At 60.1% G+C, this 15450-nt stretch carries 14 protein-coding genes; 13 read left to right on the top strand and 1 reads right to left on the bottom strand.

Annotated elements, in window-relative coordinates:
* Positions 1–32: 32 nt before the first annotated feature.
* Entirely contained in the window at positions 33–1178 is a 1146-nt protein-coding gene (locus PA598K_RS07780; RefSeq protein WP_128656388.1) for an MFS transporter, read from the bottom strand.
* 220 nt (positions 1179–1398) lie between these two features.
* Here PA598K_RS07780 and PA598K_RS07775 point away from each other — a divergent pair, with 220 nt between their 5' ends.
* The 13 genes from PA598K_RS07775 (at position 1399) to PA598K_RS07715 (ending at position 15414) form a co-directional block, all read left to right on the top strand.
* Positions 1399–1851 (top strand): hypothetical protein, encoded by a 453-nt coding sequence (locus PA598K_RS07775; protein ID WP_128656387.1) that lies wholly within the window; start codon positions 1399–1401, stop codon positions 1849–1851.
* 72 nt (positions 1852–1923) lie between these two features.
* Entirely contained in the window at positions 1924–3066 is a 1143-nt protein-coding gene (locus PA598K_RS07770) for a transglutaminase domain-containing protein (protein WP_128656386.1), read from the top strand.
* Positions 3067–3091: 25 nt separating this feature from the next.
* Positions 3092–5125 carry a peptidoglycan D,D-transpeptidase FtsI family protein gene (locus PA598K_RS07765; protein WP_128656385.1) on the top strand — a complete coding sequence of 678 codons (2034 nt, stop codon included), beginning with the start codon at positions 3092–3094 and terminating at the stop codon, positions 5123–5125.
* 339 nt (positions 5126–5464) lie between these two features.
* Positions 5465–6229: a metal ABC transporter ATP-binding protein gene (locus PA598K_RS07760; RefSeq protein WP_260405308.1), complete on the top strand. Its 765-nt coding sequence runs from the start codon at positions 5465–5467 to the stop codon at positions 6227–6229.
* Positions 6229–7104, top strand: a complete 876-nt coding sequence (locus tag PA598K_RS07755) for a metal ABC transporter permease (protein WP_128656384.1) — start codon at positions 6229–6231, stop codon at positions 7102–7104. The genes PA598K_RS07760 and PA598K_RS07755 overlap by 1 nt, the downstream gene beginning before the upstream one ends.
* 30 nt (positions 7105–7134) lie before the next feature.
* On the top strand, positions 7135–8115 hold the full coding sequence (locus tag PA598K_RS07750) for a metal ABC transporter substrate-binding protein (RefSeq protein WP_128656383.1): 981 nt from the start codon (positions 7135–7137) through the stop codon (positions 8113–8115).
* Between the two features lie 200 nt (positions 8116–8315).
* The gene (locus PA598K_RS07745) at positions 8316–9080 is read left to right on the top strand and encodes a Cof-type HAD-IIB family hydrolase (RefSeq protein ID WP_128656382.1); all 765 of its coding nucleotides are present in this window, start codon (positions 8316–8318) and stop codon (positions 9078–9080) included.
* Between the two features lie 32 nt (positions 9081–9112).
* Complete coding sequence (locus tag PA598K_RS07740) at positions 9113–9595, top strand: DUF456 domain-containing protein (protein ID WP_128656381.1); 483 nt, start codon at positions 9113–9115, stop codon at positions 9593–9595.
* A gap of 26 nt (positions 9596–9621) precedes the next feature.
* Positions 9622–11271, top strand: coding sequence for a putative polysaccharide biosynthesis protein (locus tag PA598K_RS07735; RefSeq protein WP_128656380.1), 1650 nt, complete (start codon positions 9622–9624; stop codon positions 11269–11271).
* Positions 11272–11514: 243 nt separating this feature from the next.
* The gene (locus PA598K_RS07730; RefSeq protein ID WP_128656379.1) at positions 11515–13113 is read left to right on the top strand and encodes a copper amine oxidase N-terminal domain-containing protein; all 1599 of its coding nucleotides are present in this window, start codon (positions 11515–11517) and stop codon (positions 13111–13113) included.
* 26 nt (positions 13114–13139) lie between these two features.
* A complete protein-coding gene (locus PA598K_RS07725; RefSeq protein WP_128656378.1) occupies positions 13140–13484 on the top strand; it encodes a thioredoxin family protein in 345 nt (114 codons plus the stop codon).
* 170 nt (positions 13485–13654) lie between these two features.
* Positions 13655–14581, top strand: coding sequence for a COX15/CtaA family protein (locus PA598K_RS07720; RefSeq protein ID WP_307719871.1), 927 nt, complete (start codon positions 13655–13657; stop codon positions 14579–14581).
* 125 nt (positions 14582–14706) lie between these two features.
* Complete coding sequence (locus PA598K_RS07715; RefSeq protein ID WP_128656376.1) at positions 14707–15414, top strand: Cthe_2314 family HEPN domain-containing protein; 708 nt, start codon at positions 14707–14709, stop codon at positions 15412–15414.
* The last annotated feature ends 36 nt before the right edge of the window (positions 15415–15450 follow it).

Below are 15450 nucleotides of genomic sequence, written 5' to 3'. Positions count from 1 at the left end.
ACACCCTGCCGCTCGCGAGGAGCGGCAGCAGCTCAGGCCTGGATCGGGCGGGGTGGACGGATGGCGTAGAAGGGGAGCAGCGCGACGGCCAGCATCAGCACTGCAAAGGCGAGGAGGTAAGGAGACACCTGTTCCCGCAGCTGCCCGGCCAGCATCGGCCCGAGGAAGGCGCCGATCGAGAAGGCGATGGACAGCAGCGAAAATGTGCGTCCGTAGCGAGTGCCGCCGCTAAGCTGGATGAGCAGCGTCGAGAGGGCCGGGAAGATGATGCCCTTGGCCATCCCGAGCGCGAGCAGCAGCGACCAGACCGGCAGCGGCGCTTGCATGGCCAGCGCAAAGTAGGTGATCGCCAGCATCAGCGCGCCCCAGAGCGAGCGTTGATAAGCGGAGTAGCGATTCAGGAACAGCATGCTGAGCGTGATGAGCGCGCCCAAGCTGACGACGGAGAACAGCAGTCCGGTCGTCATCATGGCGTTGGCGTTGGTTGCGAGCAGCGGCAGCTCGAAGGAGAGGATGCCTTGGGCGCACGCCATGGCGATCGGCAGCAAATAGACGACCAAGGGCACAGGGACAGACGGACCGGTCGGCGCGTCGGCGGCCAGGAGGGCATCGGTAGAGGGTGTCTCTGAGGCAGGCACGTCGCGAATGAAGAAGAGCGCGCACAGCGAGATGACGATCAGCAGGACGCCGAGCAGGAAGAACGCGATGTGGAAGCCGATCTTGGCGACCAGGAAGGCGCCGGCCGCCGGCGAGACGACCGAGGCAAGCGTATGGACGAGCGAGTTGCCGGCCATCAGCTTGCCCTGCTCGGTCTGGTTGGTCGCCAGACGCGCCAGCAGCGCCATGCAAGCGGGCGAGAGAAAGGCGAGCACGAAGCCGCTAAGCGAGCGGAGCGCCAGCAGCTGCCACGGGTCGGTGACGCGCGCTTGCAGCAGCAGGATGATGCCGGCCGTCATCAGGCTGAAGACGATGAAGATGCGGCTGCCGTAGCGGTCGACGCTGAACCCGGCGATCCAGTTGCCCGGCAGATGTGTGAGCGAGTAGATGCCCATCATTAGCCCGATAAAAGAAGGCGCTGCGCCGATCGAGATGGCGAACGGCGTCAGGATCGGGTACTGCGCATGCAGGTCGAAAAAAGCGACGAACAGAAACAAGTAAAGCCAGATGGCCGTTTTCATACACCGAAGCCTCCAAACCGACGTTTTGATCAACCTCATATAACTTGTACGCCTGCGGACGAGCGGATATGCCAACCGCCCGATGAAAAGCAGCCCGCGTTTACGCTGTCTGCCCCGTAAGGTATAATGAAGGATAGTGCAACGTCATCGGAAGAACGACGTATAGAGAAGGAGCAAAAAATTGCGCAACAGAATGGCGATCTAGAGGGGGAAATTAACAATGAAGTATGATTGGGAAACATGGTCTTTATTTTTCCAGGAGAACTGGCTCATGCTGCTCATCGCGCTGCTGGTGCTGCTGATCGTCGTCAAGGTGGTCCGCACCGTCATCAAGTGGGCGATCGTCGCGGTCATCATCATCGCCGTCATCGCATACAGCGGCTACAATCTGCAGGATCTGAACAAGAGCCTCGACGATCTGCGCACGATCGGCTCGCAGGTCGCCGACACCGTAAAGCAAGAGGCGCTCCAGGCGATGGCCGGGGAGGCCGACAAGGCCGTCTATACGAATAACGGCGACGGAACGCATACGGTAGCGACGCCGACGCTGACGCTTGAGTGGACCAATGGCGCGGAGGAAGTAGGCGTCACCTATCGGGGCACCTCGCTCGGCAAGTGGAAGATCGATGAGACGGTGCGCAATCTGATCGAGCAAGCCAAGCAGCAGAGCTAACACTGGCTAACGGCGCGATTAAAGCTCGTCAGCGCAATTAAGAGGGCAAGCAGAGGAGAGAGATGGACGGAAATGGACTATGTGCTGTACAAGCTGCTGTCGAGACTGGAATGGGTCGTTGTCTTGCTGCTGCTCGTCATGGCCAGCTCGCTCGTCCAGGGGCTGTACTATGGCGCGTCCGGCTCGGCGAAGCGGCTGTTCCGCTTCCTCTGGGAGGCGGTATGGATCGCCGTCTCGCTGCTGCTCGCAGCCCAGGCTGCGAGCCTGGCCTCTCCGCGGCTGCAGCGCTGGCTGATCGACCGCAATATCCGGATCCCCGATGAAGCGATGAATACGCTGCAGCAGCTGTGGTACGCCTTCGTCACCGGGCTGCGCGACTTCGCGCTGCTGCGCTTCGGCGTGCTGTTCCTGCTGGCGTATGTCGTGCTGCGCGGCTTGTTCTCGCTCTTGACGCCGATCGTCCTGCGCCGTCAAGACGACCGGGTGGAGGGGCTGGCAGCTACCGGGGCGCTGGCGCGATTCGCGAGCCGGCTCACCGGAGCGGCGATCGGCGCCGTGCATGGCGTAGGCCGAGCCTTCGTCGTGCTGGCGCTGCTCTTCATCTATGTGACGCTGCTGCCGACGGGGCCGCTGGCAGCGCAGATCCAGGACTCGCCGACTTATCGGGAAGCGACGGATCGGCTGATCGCGCCGTTCGCAGGGCCATTGCTGATGAGACATGGCCCGGTCATCACCAAGGCGGTGGAGACCGAGTTCCGCCAGATGCTGCAGCGCCGCTATGAGATTGTCGACCATGCGGTGCCAGAGGAGATCGGCGAGGCCGCCCGTCACGTCACGGCAGGGCTGACGGATGAGGAGGCGCGAGCGCGAGCGCTCTATGACTGGGTCGGCACCCGGATCGCTTATGACTGGGACAAGGCGAACGACTATATCGACCACGGCAGATGGCGGGAGCAGACGCCTCAGGATACGTTCGACACGCGAATGGGCGTCTGCATCGACGTCGCCAGATTGTATGCTGTAATGGCGCGCTCGATCGGGCTGGATGTGCGCGTCGTCACCGGGATGGGCGGAGAGGGCGGCAACCTCGGCCCTCATGCTTGGAATGAGGTGCGGGTGGCGTATGGCTGGATTCCGCTCGATGCGACATGGGCGCGTTCGGGGGATTGGTTTAACCCGCCGGACTTTGACGCCACGCATATTCGCGACGCTTAGCAATGGTTTTTGGGAGGGAACGCAAGTGAATGGGTATACCGATGATCCGCATAAGCGGGAAGCCGCCAAGCGACGGGGATTCTCGTTTCGGCTGAACATCTTTTTCTTTAGTACGTTTCTGTTGTTCTGCATATTGATCATCCGGCTTGCGGTGCTGCAGTTCGTGGAGGGGCCGGACTATGCGGCGGAGAAGGCGCGGTTGACGAACGGCAAATACACGATCCCGCCGATCCGCGGCAATATCTATGATGCCTCGGGCAAGGAGATCGCCTACTCGACGTCGATGCTGTCGCTCTATTATCAGGTGCAGACGGGGATCGACGCCAAGCAGGGCCAGGCCTTTGCCGAGAAGCTGTACGACGTCTTCGAGCGCTTCGGCGATCCCGAGTATCGGATGGAGCTCGACGAGATCATCAAGCAGCTGGATCTGAATTACCGGATGAACAATGCTTCGACCCCGCGCCGGATCAAGTCTGGCCTGACCAAGGAGGAGATCGCCTACTTCTCGGAAAATCGCGATCAGTTCCCCGGCATAGATATTATGGAGGACAGCATACGCCATTACGATACCGATACAATCGCTGTGCAACTGGTCGGCTACCTGAAGAAGTATAAAGGCGTCAAGGAATCGGTCGAGCGCTACAAGGACAGCGACAAGGCTGTGGACGCGCGTGACGTATACCAGGACATCGAGGACGTCGGCATGGATGGCCTGGAGTACATGTATCAGGATGTGCTGCGTGGCCGCAACGGGTTGAAGGAATACCCGATCGACGCGAGAGGCCATATCGTCGGTCCAATGGAGACGACGAGTCCGGAGAAGGGCAATAACCTCCATCTGACGATCCATCGCGAGGTACAGCTCCGCACAGAAGAGGCGATCATGAATCACCTGGAGAAACTGCGCACCTCGTCGCGCCGTCAGGAGCGGGCGCAGCATGCCAAGTCAGGGCTAGCGGTGGCGATGGAGGTCAAGACCGGCAAGATCGTCGCGATGGCGAGCATGCCCGATTATGACCCTAACGTATGGCAGGGCGGCAGCATCAGCAGCGACGACTTCCGCGACATCGAGTATGTCTACCTGAATGGAGCGATCCGCCAGGTATACGCGAACTATCAGGACCCGGATGAGAGGGCCAAGCATCCGTCCTCGCTCGTGCCGCTCGGCTCGACGATGAAGCCGCTCACCGTGCTGATCGGCCTCAACGAGAAGCTGTTCGGTCCGGGCACGACGTATAACGACCGCGGCGTCTTCTACTTTGGCCGCGAGGGCACGCACCGCACCTCGATCCAGAATGCGGGACGTCGAGCTTACGGCGCGATGGACGGCGCTCGGGCCATCGAGAAATCATCCAATACGTTTATGGCCGAGATGATCGGCAACCGGCTTAACGCACGCGACGGCTCCAAGGGCGTCGAGCTATGGGATCGCTACATGAAGCAATTCGGCCTCGGCGAGCTGACCGGCAGCGGGCTGCCGGGCGAATCGAAGGGCGTCGTCGACTACTTCCATGAGGCGGAGACGGCCAGCTCGCAGTCGGCGCTCATCCGCGCCTCGTTTGGCCAGCAGGGGCGATATACCGCGCTGCAGCTCGCACAGTATACTGCGACGCTGGCGAGTCGGGGCCAGCGGATGAAGCCGCAGTTCGTGGAGAAGATCACCGACAGCGACGGCAATGTCGTGCAAGACTTCGAGCCGGAGGTGCTGAACACGATCGACATCCCTGACGCCTACTGGAATATCATCGAGCGCGGCATGAGCAAGGTCAACTCGCAAGGGTTCGAGGGCGTCGACTATACGTATCTGCGCAAGACAGGCACCTCCGAGCAGCAGGTGGCGGGAAAGAAGGTCGAGAACGCCGTGTTCATCGCCTATGCGCCGGCTAAGGATCCGGTGCTCGCCGTCGCCGTTGTCGTCCCGGAGGGCGGCTCCGGCGGCTATGGCGCTGCGCCAATCGCTCGTCAGATCTTCGATGCGTACGACGACTATTACGGACTGTCCGGCGTGCCGAAGCTGCAGCAGCAGACCGGACAAGAGACGGGGCAGACAGAGCAATAGATAGGACAACCAGATATGAACCAGTTGTCGATAGCCGATTTGACGGGCTATCGACCTTTTTTTTAAAATAAATGTTGCACTAAAGAAACTTTTTTGTATAATATAAAAAAAGAGGCATAAGGTTAATAATCATAGCTTGGGGTAACTTTTATTCTCTTGGGCAAAAATATCAGGTTCGTGGAAGAAGGAGGGACGATCGATGAAGCTCCAGCTCCCGGCGCCGCTGCAACGCGGAATAATGACGATTTTGTTCGTGCTGCTCATGCTGCTGCAAGCCTGATCGGCACACTGCTACTGTCCTGAACGCAGGCACAACCCATGAAAGAAGGATGAAATCCAATGACGATGAATACAACAGCGACTACCATAGCGATATCTGTTGAGCATCTACATGTCTCCTACAACGGCGTAGAAGCGATCCGCGACGTCAGCTTCGAGCTGGACGCCGGCAATCTGGTCGGCATCATCGGACCCAATGGCGCCGGCAAGTCGACCTTGCTGAAGGCGCTGCTGCATCTGATCCCGCGCGATCGCGGCGAGATCGCCTTCCTCGGCCGACCGATCCGCGAGCTGCGCCAGCGGATCGCCTATGTCCCGCAACGCAGCGAGATTGACTGGCACTTCCCGATCACGGTGCTCGATACGGTGCTGCTAGGCACCTATCCGATGCTCGGCTGGTTCCGTCGTCCGGGCAAGCGGGAGCGCGACTGGGCGGCCGACTGCCTCGAGCAGGTCGGCATGGCCGACTTCCGCAACCGCCAGATCGGCGAGCTGTCCGGCGGCCAGCAGCAGCGCGTCTTTCTGGCGCGGGCGCTAGCGCAGCAGCCAGAGTTATTTTTCCTCGATGAGCCGTTCGTCGGCGTCGACCTGGTGAGCGAGCAGACGATCGTACAGATCCTCAAGGAGCAGCAAGCGCGTGGCAAGACGATTGTCGTCGTGCACCATGACTTGAGCAAGGCAAACGATTATTTCAACAAGCTGCTGCTGATCAATCGCGAGCTGGTCGGCTTTGGCGAGGTCGACGAGGTATTCCGCCCGGAAGTAATGTCGCAGGCGTACCGGGGCGAGTTTTCCTTTATGCGTGAGCTGGGGGTGAGCATCTGATGGAATTTATCCAGGCGTTATTGAACTACGGCTTCATGCAGAAGGCGCTTATAACAGCAGTCATGGTCGGCATCATCTGCGGCGTTATCGGCTGCTTTATCATCCTGCGGGGGATGGCGCTGATGGGCGATGCGATCTCGCATGCGGTGCTGCCAGGCGTCGCGCTCTCCTATATGCTCGGCATCAACTTCTTCATCGGCGCCGTTATTACCGGGGTGCTGACTGCGGTCGGCATCGGCTTCGTCAGTCAGAACAGCCGCATCAAGCATGACGTCTCGATCGGCATCCTGTTCACCTTTGCTTTCGCGATCGGCATTATCCTGATCACGATGATGAAGAGCAGCACCGACCTGTACCATATCCTCTTCGGCAATGTGCTGGCGGTCCGTCCGTCCGAGATGTGGTTTACGCTCGCCATCGGGGTGATCGTCGTCGGCGCTATCGTGCTGTTCTACAAGGAGCTGCTCATCAGCACGTTCGACGCGACGATGTCGGCGGCGTACGGGTTGCCAGTCAAGCTGATCCATTACTTGCTGATGACGCTGCTGACGATGGTGACGGTCGCATCTCTACAGACGGTAGGGATCATCCTCGTCGTCGCGATGCTGATCACCCCGGCGGCGACGGCCTACCTGCTGACGGATCGGCTATGGGTCATGCTCTACCTATCGGCGCTGTTCGGTACGCTGGCGGCGGTAGCCGGACTGTACTTCAGCTACGTCTACAATCTGGCCTCCGGCGCGACGATCGTCGTCGCCTCGACCGCGATGTTCTTCGCCGTCTTCGTGCTCTCGCCGAAGCAGGGGGTGCTCATGAAGTCGCTGCGCAAGCGGCGGCAGCGGGAACGGGTGAGAGGACAGGCGCTTGGCCAATAATATCTACTCAAGACAAGGAGCGAGGAAAAGATGAAGCAACGCACGCATACGAAAAAAAGAGGGGGCCTCCTATGGGCCGGACTGCTGACGGCGCTGTTGTTGGCCGGCTGCGCCAACAATGGTCCGGCAGCGACCGGCTCGGAAGGCGGGGGAACAAACCAGCCAGAGGGAGAGGGCAAGCTGAAGGTCGTAACGACCTATTCGATCGTCTACGATATCGTCAAGCAGGTGGGCGGCGACCATGTCGAGGTGATCTCGCTGGCGCCGGTCGGCTCCAATCCGCATGAGTTCGACCCGCGTCCGGCCGATGTGACGAACACTGCGGACGCAGATGCGGTGTTCTACAATGGGATGAACCTCGAAGCCGGCAACTCCTGGTTCGAGAAGCTGCTGGAGACGGCAGGCAAGGACAGCGATGATGCGCCGGTGTACCTGATCAGCGAAGGCGTGGAGGTCAAGTACCTGACCGAGGCTGGCAATGAAGGGGAGAGCGACCCGCACGCGTGGCTCGATCTGCGCAACGGCATCCGCTATGCCGAGAACGCACAGGCTGCGCTCAGCGAGCTGGACCCTGACAACAGCGCAGACTATGCGGCGAATACGGAGAGGTATGTCGCCGAGCTGCAGCAGCTGCATGACAAGGCTGTGGAGACATTCCGGGAAATTCCGGAGAACCAGCGCTTCCTGGTGACGAGCGAAGGGGCGTTCAAGTACTTCAGCGACGCTTACGGCATCGAGGCGGGCTATATCTGGGAGATCAACTCAGAGAGCCAGGGCACGCCGTCCCAGGTGCAGCGCATCGTCGATCAGATCAAGTCGCGTGAGGTCAAAGGGCTGTTCGTCGAGACGAGCGTCGATCCGCGCAGCATGGAGTCGGTGTCGCGCGATTCGGGGGTGCCGATCGTCGGCGAGGTGTACACCGACTCGCTCGGCAAGCCGGGCGAAGCGGGCGATACGTACGTGGGCATGATGCGTCATAATATCGAGACGATCGTCGAAGGGTTGAAGTAACGGCGTTCCGAGGGATTAATGTAAAGGTGACGGACACTGGAGGCGGGGAGCGATCAAGCTCCTCGCCTCCGTCGTTTGGTCGGGGGTGCGGCAATGACGATGTCCGGCCTTTGGGTTAAGCGCCGCTCGGGCCGTCCGCTATATGGAAAAGAGGCGGAATGTGATAAACTTAGGCTATTGTGTTGTTAAGGAGGCGCCTGATGAATCACAAGTACAAACTGTTAGCATTGGACATGGACGGTACGCTGCTCAATGATCGAAGCGAGATCAGCGAGGAGAATGCCAAATGGATACGCAAGGCGCTGGATGCTGGCGTCACGGTCATCTTCTCCACGGGAAGAGGCTTCCGAAGCGCGCTGCCGTATGCCGAGCAGCTCGAGCTGACGACGCCGATGGTGACGATCAACGGCGGCGAGATCTGGCATCGCCCGCATGTGCTGTACAGACGAACCTACCTGGCCGAGAGCATCGTCGGCAGGCTGCGCGAGCTGGCTCAGACGCATGATGCCTGGTACTGGGCCTATGCCGTCGAGGATATCTACAATGCCGAGCGCTGGCTGGCGCCGGGCGAGACGATCGAAGACAAGCATTGGCTGAAGTTCGGCTTCGATACGCCGGACGACGAGGCGCGGGCGGCGATCCGCCGCGAGGTCGAGCGCTGGGGCGGGCTGGAGATCACCAACTCGTCGGAGACTAATCTGGAGATCAATCCCGAGGGTGTCTCGAAGGCGAACGGCGTCCGCGAGGTGTGCGGGATGCTCGGCATCGAGATGTCGGAGGTGATCGCTGTCGGCGACAGCCTGAACGATCTGGCCGTCATCCGCGAGGTTGGGCTTGGCATCGCGATGGGCAATGCACAGGAGACGATCAAGGCCGCAGCGGATGCGGTGACTGTCTCCAACAATGAGCATGCGATCGCACGCGTCATCGAGACGTACATCTTCGGCGACAGTCGCGCGGAGTAACGGTTTTGTAGTCTGGTATCGGAGGTCATATCGTGGAGATCGTCGCATGGGTGTTGGTCATCCTATTATTTGTCGTCGGCATGGCGGGAGCGATATTCCCGATCCTGCCCGGGGCGCTGGCTATTTACGGCGCTTTTTTCGTCTACGGCTTGATGGTCAGCTTCGAGCCGTTCAACTGGGTGTTCTGGGCGCTGCAGACGTTGATCGTGGTGGCGCTGTTCATCGCCGATTATGCGGTTAATGCCTGGGGCGTCAAACGGTTCGGCGGTTCGCGGGCCTCGGTGATCGGCAGTACGATCGGCGTGCTGATCGGGCCGTTCGTTATTCCGGGGATCGGCCTGCTGCTTGGTCCTTTCATCGGAGCGGTGATCGGCGAGTTAATGGTCCGGGCCACATTTGACCATTCGTTGCGCGTCGGCTTCGGCTCGGTTGTTGGCCTGTTCACTAGCACGGTCGTCAAGATTTTGCTGCAGACGGTCATGATTGCGCTGTTTATTATTTGGTTGGTGATCTGAGATAAGAAAGCGGGAGTCAAACAGCTATGTTAAAGAAGGATTCATTGATCAAAGGCACGATTGTGCTGGCGGCCGCAGCGCTCGTGGCCCGGTTTCTCGGGCTGTTCCAGCGGATACCGTTCGATTTTATTTTTGACGATGCCGGCGGCGGTTACTTCGGACAAGCCAACAATACGTATCTGCTGCTGCTGGCGATCGCGACAGCCGGTCTGCCGAGCACGATTAGCAAGATGGTGTCGGAGCGCTATGCCCAAGGCCGGGTGGACGAGGCCAAGCAGATCTACCGGGCGGCGCTGGCGTTCGGGATCGGCGCGGGGCTCGTCATGTCGCTCGGTCTGTTCGCGGCCGCGCCGTTCGTCATGGAGCGATTCGCCCAGAACCCCGGCGCGACGCTGGCAGTCCAGGCGATCGCGCCGGCGCTGCTGCTGTTCCCGGTGATCGCGATGATGCGCGGGTATTTCCAGGGGAGACAGATGATGACCGCTGGCGGTATCTCGCAGATTATCGAGCAGATCCTGCGCGTCGTCACAGGCGTCGGTCTGGCGCTTATCCTCGTCTCGTTTGGCTACGATCAGGAATGGATCGCCGCCGCCGCTACCTTCGGCAGCGTCTTCGGCAGCGTCGGCGCCTTTGCCGTCATGCTGTGGTACGGCTACAAGCTGAAGCGTCAGGATGCTGCCGAGGCCGGCGCGCGCGCCGCCAAGCCGTCGACGCCGCAGCGTTCGCTGAAGTACCGGGCCATCTATCGCGAGATGTTCCGGATGTCGATCCCGATCGTTCTGACCGCGATGGTCGTTCAGCTCATCTATACGCTGGATTCCTTTTTATTCATCCCGCTCACCGGCGGCTACTACACGGCGGAGGCAGCCGATGCCGCGCTCAAGGCACTGACGATCAAGGCGCAGGCGCTGGCCGGCATCCCGCCGATCCTGGCGATCGCTCTCAGCACGTCGATCATCCCGGTCATCTCCTCGGCTTATGCGGTGGGCAATCTGCAGGAGGTGCAGCGCCAGACCTCGCTCGTCATGCGGATCGTCCTGTTCACCGGCGTGCCGGCAGCGCTGGCGCTGACTGCGGCGGCGACTTCGGTCACCGGCACGATCTTCGAGAATGCAAGCGGCGGCGGCATCGTCGCCGCGTTGACGGCGGGTACGATCTTCCAGATTACGATGATGACGAGCAACTCGACCTTGTTCGGCATGGGCAATGCGAGGGCGCCGATGAAGCATACGCTGCTCGGCATCGCGGTCAAGGTCGTCGGCAGCATCGCGCTCGCGCCGCTGCTCGGCGTCTATGGGCTGATCCTTGCTTCGACGCTCTGCTTCATCGTGATCGGCATGCTTAATCTGCGCACGATCAGAGGCGTCGTCAAGCTCCAGGTGCTCGGCAGCCGCTGGCTGCCCTATCTCGCGGTCATCGCGTTCACCGGGGTGGCAGGCTACGGCCTCGATTGGGCCGGGCGCGAGCTGCTGCGCGGATGGCCGGACCGTCTGGCCTATCTGACGACGGCAGCGGTAGCCGGACTCGCTATGATGGGGCTCTATCTGCTGCTCCTGATCGTCCTGCGTGTCGTCAGGGAGAGTGATGTCGAGAGCTTCCCTGGCCCGCTGCGCAAGGTGTTCGGCCGGTTGCTGCGGCTCGTGCCCGCTCGCGTGCGGGGGGCAAGCGGCCGCTGAGCTTTGGCTGTACCACCATGGTTGTGTGCAAGCGGCATGAAGGCCGCGCCTAGACAAGCGCAGGACGGGGCTGAAAAGGCCGTGTATAGGCCTTGTAAAGACAGTGGCGGGGCAGATTGGCTGTCGGTACGCGGTTCGTCCTTTCATTGGCGCCCCGTGCCGTGGTAAAATGACAGCACAACCATTATTTCATTCTGTGTTACGAGGATCCCAAAACAGGCAAACGCCCAAAGGAGGAAGAGGATGGGGAGAACAAGGAAGAGCTGGAGCAAGCGAACCTGGACTGCGTTATGTCTATCGGCGATCCTGGTCATCGTCGCTGGCTGCCAGGCGGTAGGCGGACTGGAACTGAATGCCGTACTCAAGCAGACGATGAAGGTAACGTCGATGGAGGGCAAGCAGCAGATCGAGGTGCAGCTGCTGTTCCGCGAAGCGGCACTGGAGCAGATGGGTGAGGACGAAGCGGCGATGGCCGAGCTGCTCAGCCAGATGAAGCTGGAGTTCTCGGACATCCGCATGCAGGATTCGGACAATCTGTCCGTGAAGGGCGAGCTGTCGATGGGCGACAAGAGCATGACGTTTGATCTGGTCTCTGCTGGCGATCGTGCGCGGCTCCAACTGGAGGGCTCGAAGCGGGCGTTTTACTTTGACCTAGCCGAGCTAGAGCTGTCCGAGAGCAGCGAGCTGGAGGAGCTGGATGAAGAGACACAGGCTTCCTTGATGGAGCGCGGGACACAGCTGTTGGATTACATAGGCAATTATACGATCGATAATCTCCCGAATCCAACCAAGCTGTCCGTCGCTCCCGCACAAGCCGAGGTCAATGGCGAGACGCTGCAGACGATGCGCGTCCAGGCCGAGATCGGCGGCGACGAGGTGCTGCCGCTTATCCACGCTTACCTCGATGCGCTGATCGCCGATGAGGATGGTCTGACTGAGCTGGTGACAGCGATCATGACGTTGTTCGCCGACGATGCGGAGGTATGGGAGGCTGCAGGTCTGGCCACGCCGTTCGCGGAGGAGCTGGACACGGAGCAGTCCCAGGAGGAGCTGATCCAGGAAACGGTAGCGGATGTACTGGGCTTCCTTGGCGAGCTGCAGACGGAGCTGCGTACGGCGCAGGAGGAAGAACCGGAGTCGATCGAGCAGCTGCTCGGTCCGGAGTCGACCTTCAAGACCGAGCTGTACGTCGACAGCAAGCTGGACATCCGCAAGACAGCGACGGAGCTCGTGTTCAAGCCTTCGTTCCCGGCGGAGGACGAGTGGGGAACGGACTTCCCGTTCGAGGGCATCGTCATCCGAACGAGCGGCGAGCAATGGAATGTGAACGGCGCCGTGAAGCCGGAGCCGCTGAAGACGGCGCGCAACGATCTGTCGCTCGAGACGCTGTTCGAGATGCCATCCTACGAGCTGGTGAAGCAGTTCGAGGAAGGTTCGCTCATGAACGATCTGATGCGCCAGATGGGAATGGCGGTGCAGACGGTCGAGCTGTACCCGGGCTATGATGCGAATCCGCCGATCCTGACGCCGGAGGGGCTGACGCTCATCCCGCTGCGAGATACGACGAATCTGCTGGGAGCGCGGATGGCGTATCTGGAGGAGAGCGGCACCTATGACGTATTTGATCCAGCCACCGGGGCATACTTGAAATTCCGCAAGGGGAGTAACCGCGTGACGGTTAATGGTGAGGATCAGACGTGGTCGTTCCCCGCGACGGTCATCGGCGGCACGCTGTACGTACCTGCCCGTCAATATATGACTGCGCTCGGCGGCACCGTCTACTGGGACCAATTCAGCTTCGCCGAGGACGAGAAGTATCTGGTCCTTGAACGCGAATTTTAGTTACAACGAACAGGAGGCAAGCGAACATGCGAAAGATTGATACAGAGGCCGCATTCCGCGAGCAAATCGCCCAAGAGGGCCTGACCGTCGCCGTCTTCAAGACGACCTGGTGCAAGGACTGCCATTACATCGAACCGTTCATGCCGGAGGTCGAGGCGCACTATGCGGGACGGGTCGACTTCGTAGAGCTGGACCGGGACGATCTGGAGGCGCTGTGCAGCGAGCTCAATATCCTCGGCATCCCGAGCTTTATCGCCTTCCGCAAGGGGCAGGAGGTCGTCCGCTTCGTCAACAAGCTGCGCAAGTCGCGTGAGGAGATCGAGCAATTCGTCGACCGCGCGCTGCAGGTTGCCGAAGCGCTGCCGAACTAAGGTTAGGGAACAGGCCAATCGATAAGGCATGACAGAGGGGCGACTCCAGGTCACCAGGTGACCAGGGGACGCCCTTCTTCGCTGCTTTAATGCGGATTGTCACATTTTCAACATGGCTTTTGGCGGCGCTTATCGCTATAATAGTTTAGGATTCAATTCGACAAGAAGTGGTGATAGTTTTGGTATCAAAGCGCTTTCGCGTGCTTATCATCGCCGCATGCATCGGCATGCTGATTGTTCTCTTGGCCGGAGCGCTGGTGACCAACACAGACTCAGGACGGGGCTGCGGTGATGATTGGCCATTATGTCATGGCAAATTTATCCCTGCATATACACTGGAATCGATGCTGGAATACTCTCATCGGGTCGTCAGCGCGATCGTTGGCTTCCTGGTGCTGGCGGTCTTTATCATCACGCTGACGAAGCATCGTCGCGAAGGCGAGCCGGTCTTCTATGCCTCGAGCGCCTTGTTCTTCACGATCCTGCAGGCGCTGCTCGGCGCAGCTGCCGTCAAGTGGCCGCAATCGCCGCCGGTCATGGCGCTTCACTTCGGCTTCTCGCTGCTGGCCTTCGCGAGCACGATGCTGCTGGTCATCTGGGCGTACCGGATGAAGCGGGGGAGCGCTGTTGCCTATCATCGGGCAGAGCTGCCGCGATCGTTGTACAAGCTTACCTGGGCGATCTTCGGCTATATCTATATCGTCGTCTATATCGGCGCTTATATCCGCCATACCAAATCAGCCGGCGGCTGCTCGGGCTGGCCACTCTGCAACGGCGAGCTGATCCCCGAGATGAGCGGTGCTGCCGGTCTCGTCTTTGTCCACCGGGTAGCGGCGCTGATCATCTTCCTGCTGATTGCCGTGCTCGCCTATCGCATCTATAGGGAGCCAGCAGCGCACGCCGGGCTCAAGCGCACTGCCGCCTGGACTTTCGGGCTAGTGCTGACTCAGGTGCTGAGCGGTGCGCTCGTCACCGCTACGCTTGGCTATGATCAGGTGTATATCTTCACCAGTCTGCTGCACAACGTCATCATCTCGATTTTGTTTGCGTTGCTGGCGGAGCTGGCGATCCGCACCTGGAAGCTGCGCCGCAGATAGGGCAGGGTTGCCTGCTCCCCTCGAACCGTCACCCTTCACAGGCGTGGCGGTTTTGTATAAGCTGGAGCAGGGTATCCTATACCATGCGCATCAAAGGCCACTATTGACGACGAGGGGGAGCAGAAGTGCTGCGATTTTTATTTGGCGAGGAGCCGCGCCACACGGGCGGTCTGCTGCTCGAAGCGATTACTCAGATGGAGCTGTATCTGTCGCAGCTGCAGAAGCGCATCGCCACGGGCGATGCTGACCAGCATCTCTACCGCAAGCTGGAGATCTGGACCGCTGGACTGCTCGGCTCGCTCGATGAGCTGGAGCAGAGCCAATATGCCGCCCGGCGTTACGGCGAGCGCGTGACCTCCCGCTATTTGAGCGGGATGAGCACAGAGGAGACGATGGATTACTATCGGCACATCTATTTCGACAAAAATGCATTCATCCGCGTCTTTGCGCTGTTGGACAAGCTCGGCACCTTCCTCAATGAATGGCTGAAGCTGGGAACAGGAGATATCAAAAAGCACTATTCTTACTTTACTGTCCTGCGCGTCATGCAGGAGCGGCGCAGCGAACCTCGTCTGACGGAGCAGCTGACCCGGATCAAGGAGCGATACCGTGAGCCGATGTCGCGGCTGCGAAAGCGACGCAACACGGAGATTCATTACATGAACTCGGAGCTGCAGGACGATCTGCGGCAGAGCAGCGCCGCTTATGGCCAGGACATCCCGCTCGAGGATATCCGGGCTCAGCTGGCTGATCTCGATCAGGGCTGCGAGATGGTCATGCGCACGCTCGATGCGGTCTACAGACAGGCTGCAGCCGTTATGAGGAAGCGTTGAAACTATGGTATACTAGGGCGTGTCTGCGTACTCCGA

It is taken from the genome of Paenibacillus sp. 598K, assembly GCF_003851045.1.
Taxonomy (GTDB): domain Bacteria; phylum Bacillota; class Bacilli; order Paenibacillales; family Paenibacillaceae; genus Paenibacillus_D.
Note: the sequence above shows the minus strand (reverse complement) of the source record. Positions and strands in the feature narration are given on the sequence as shown.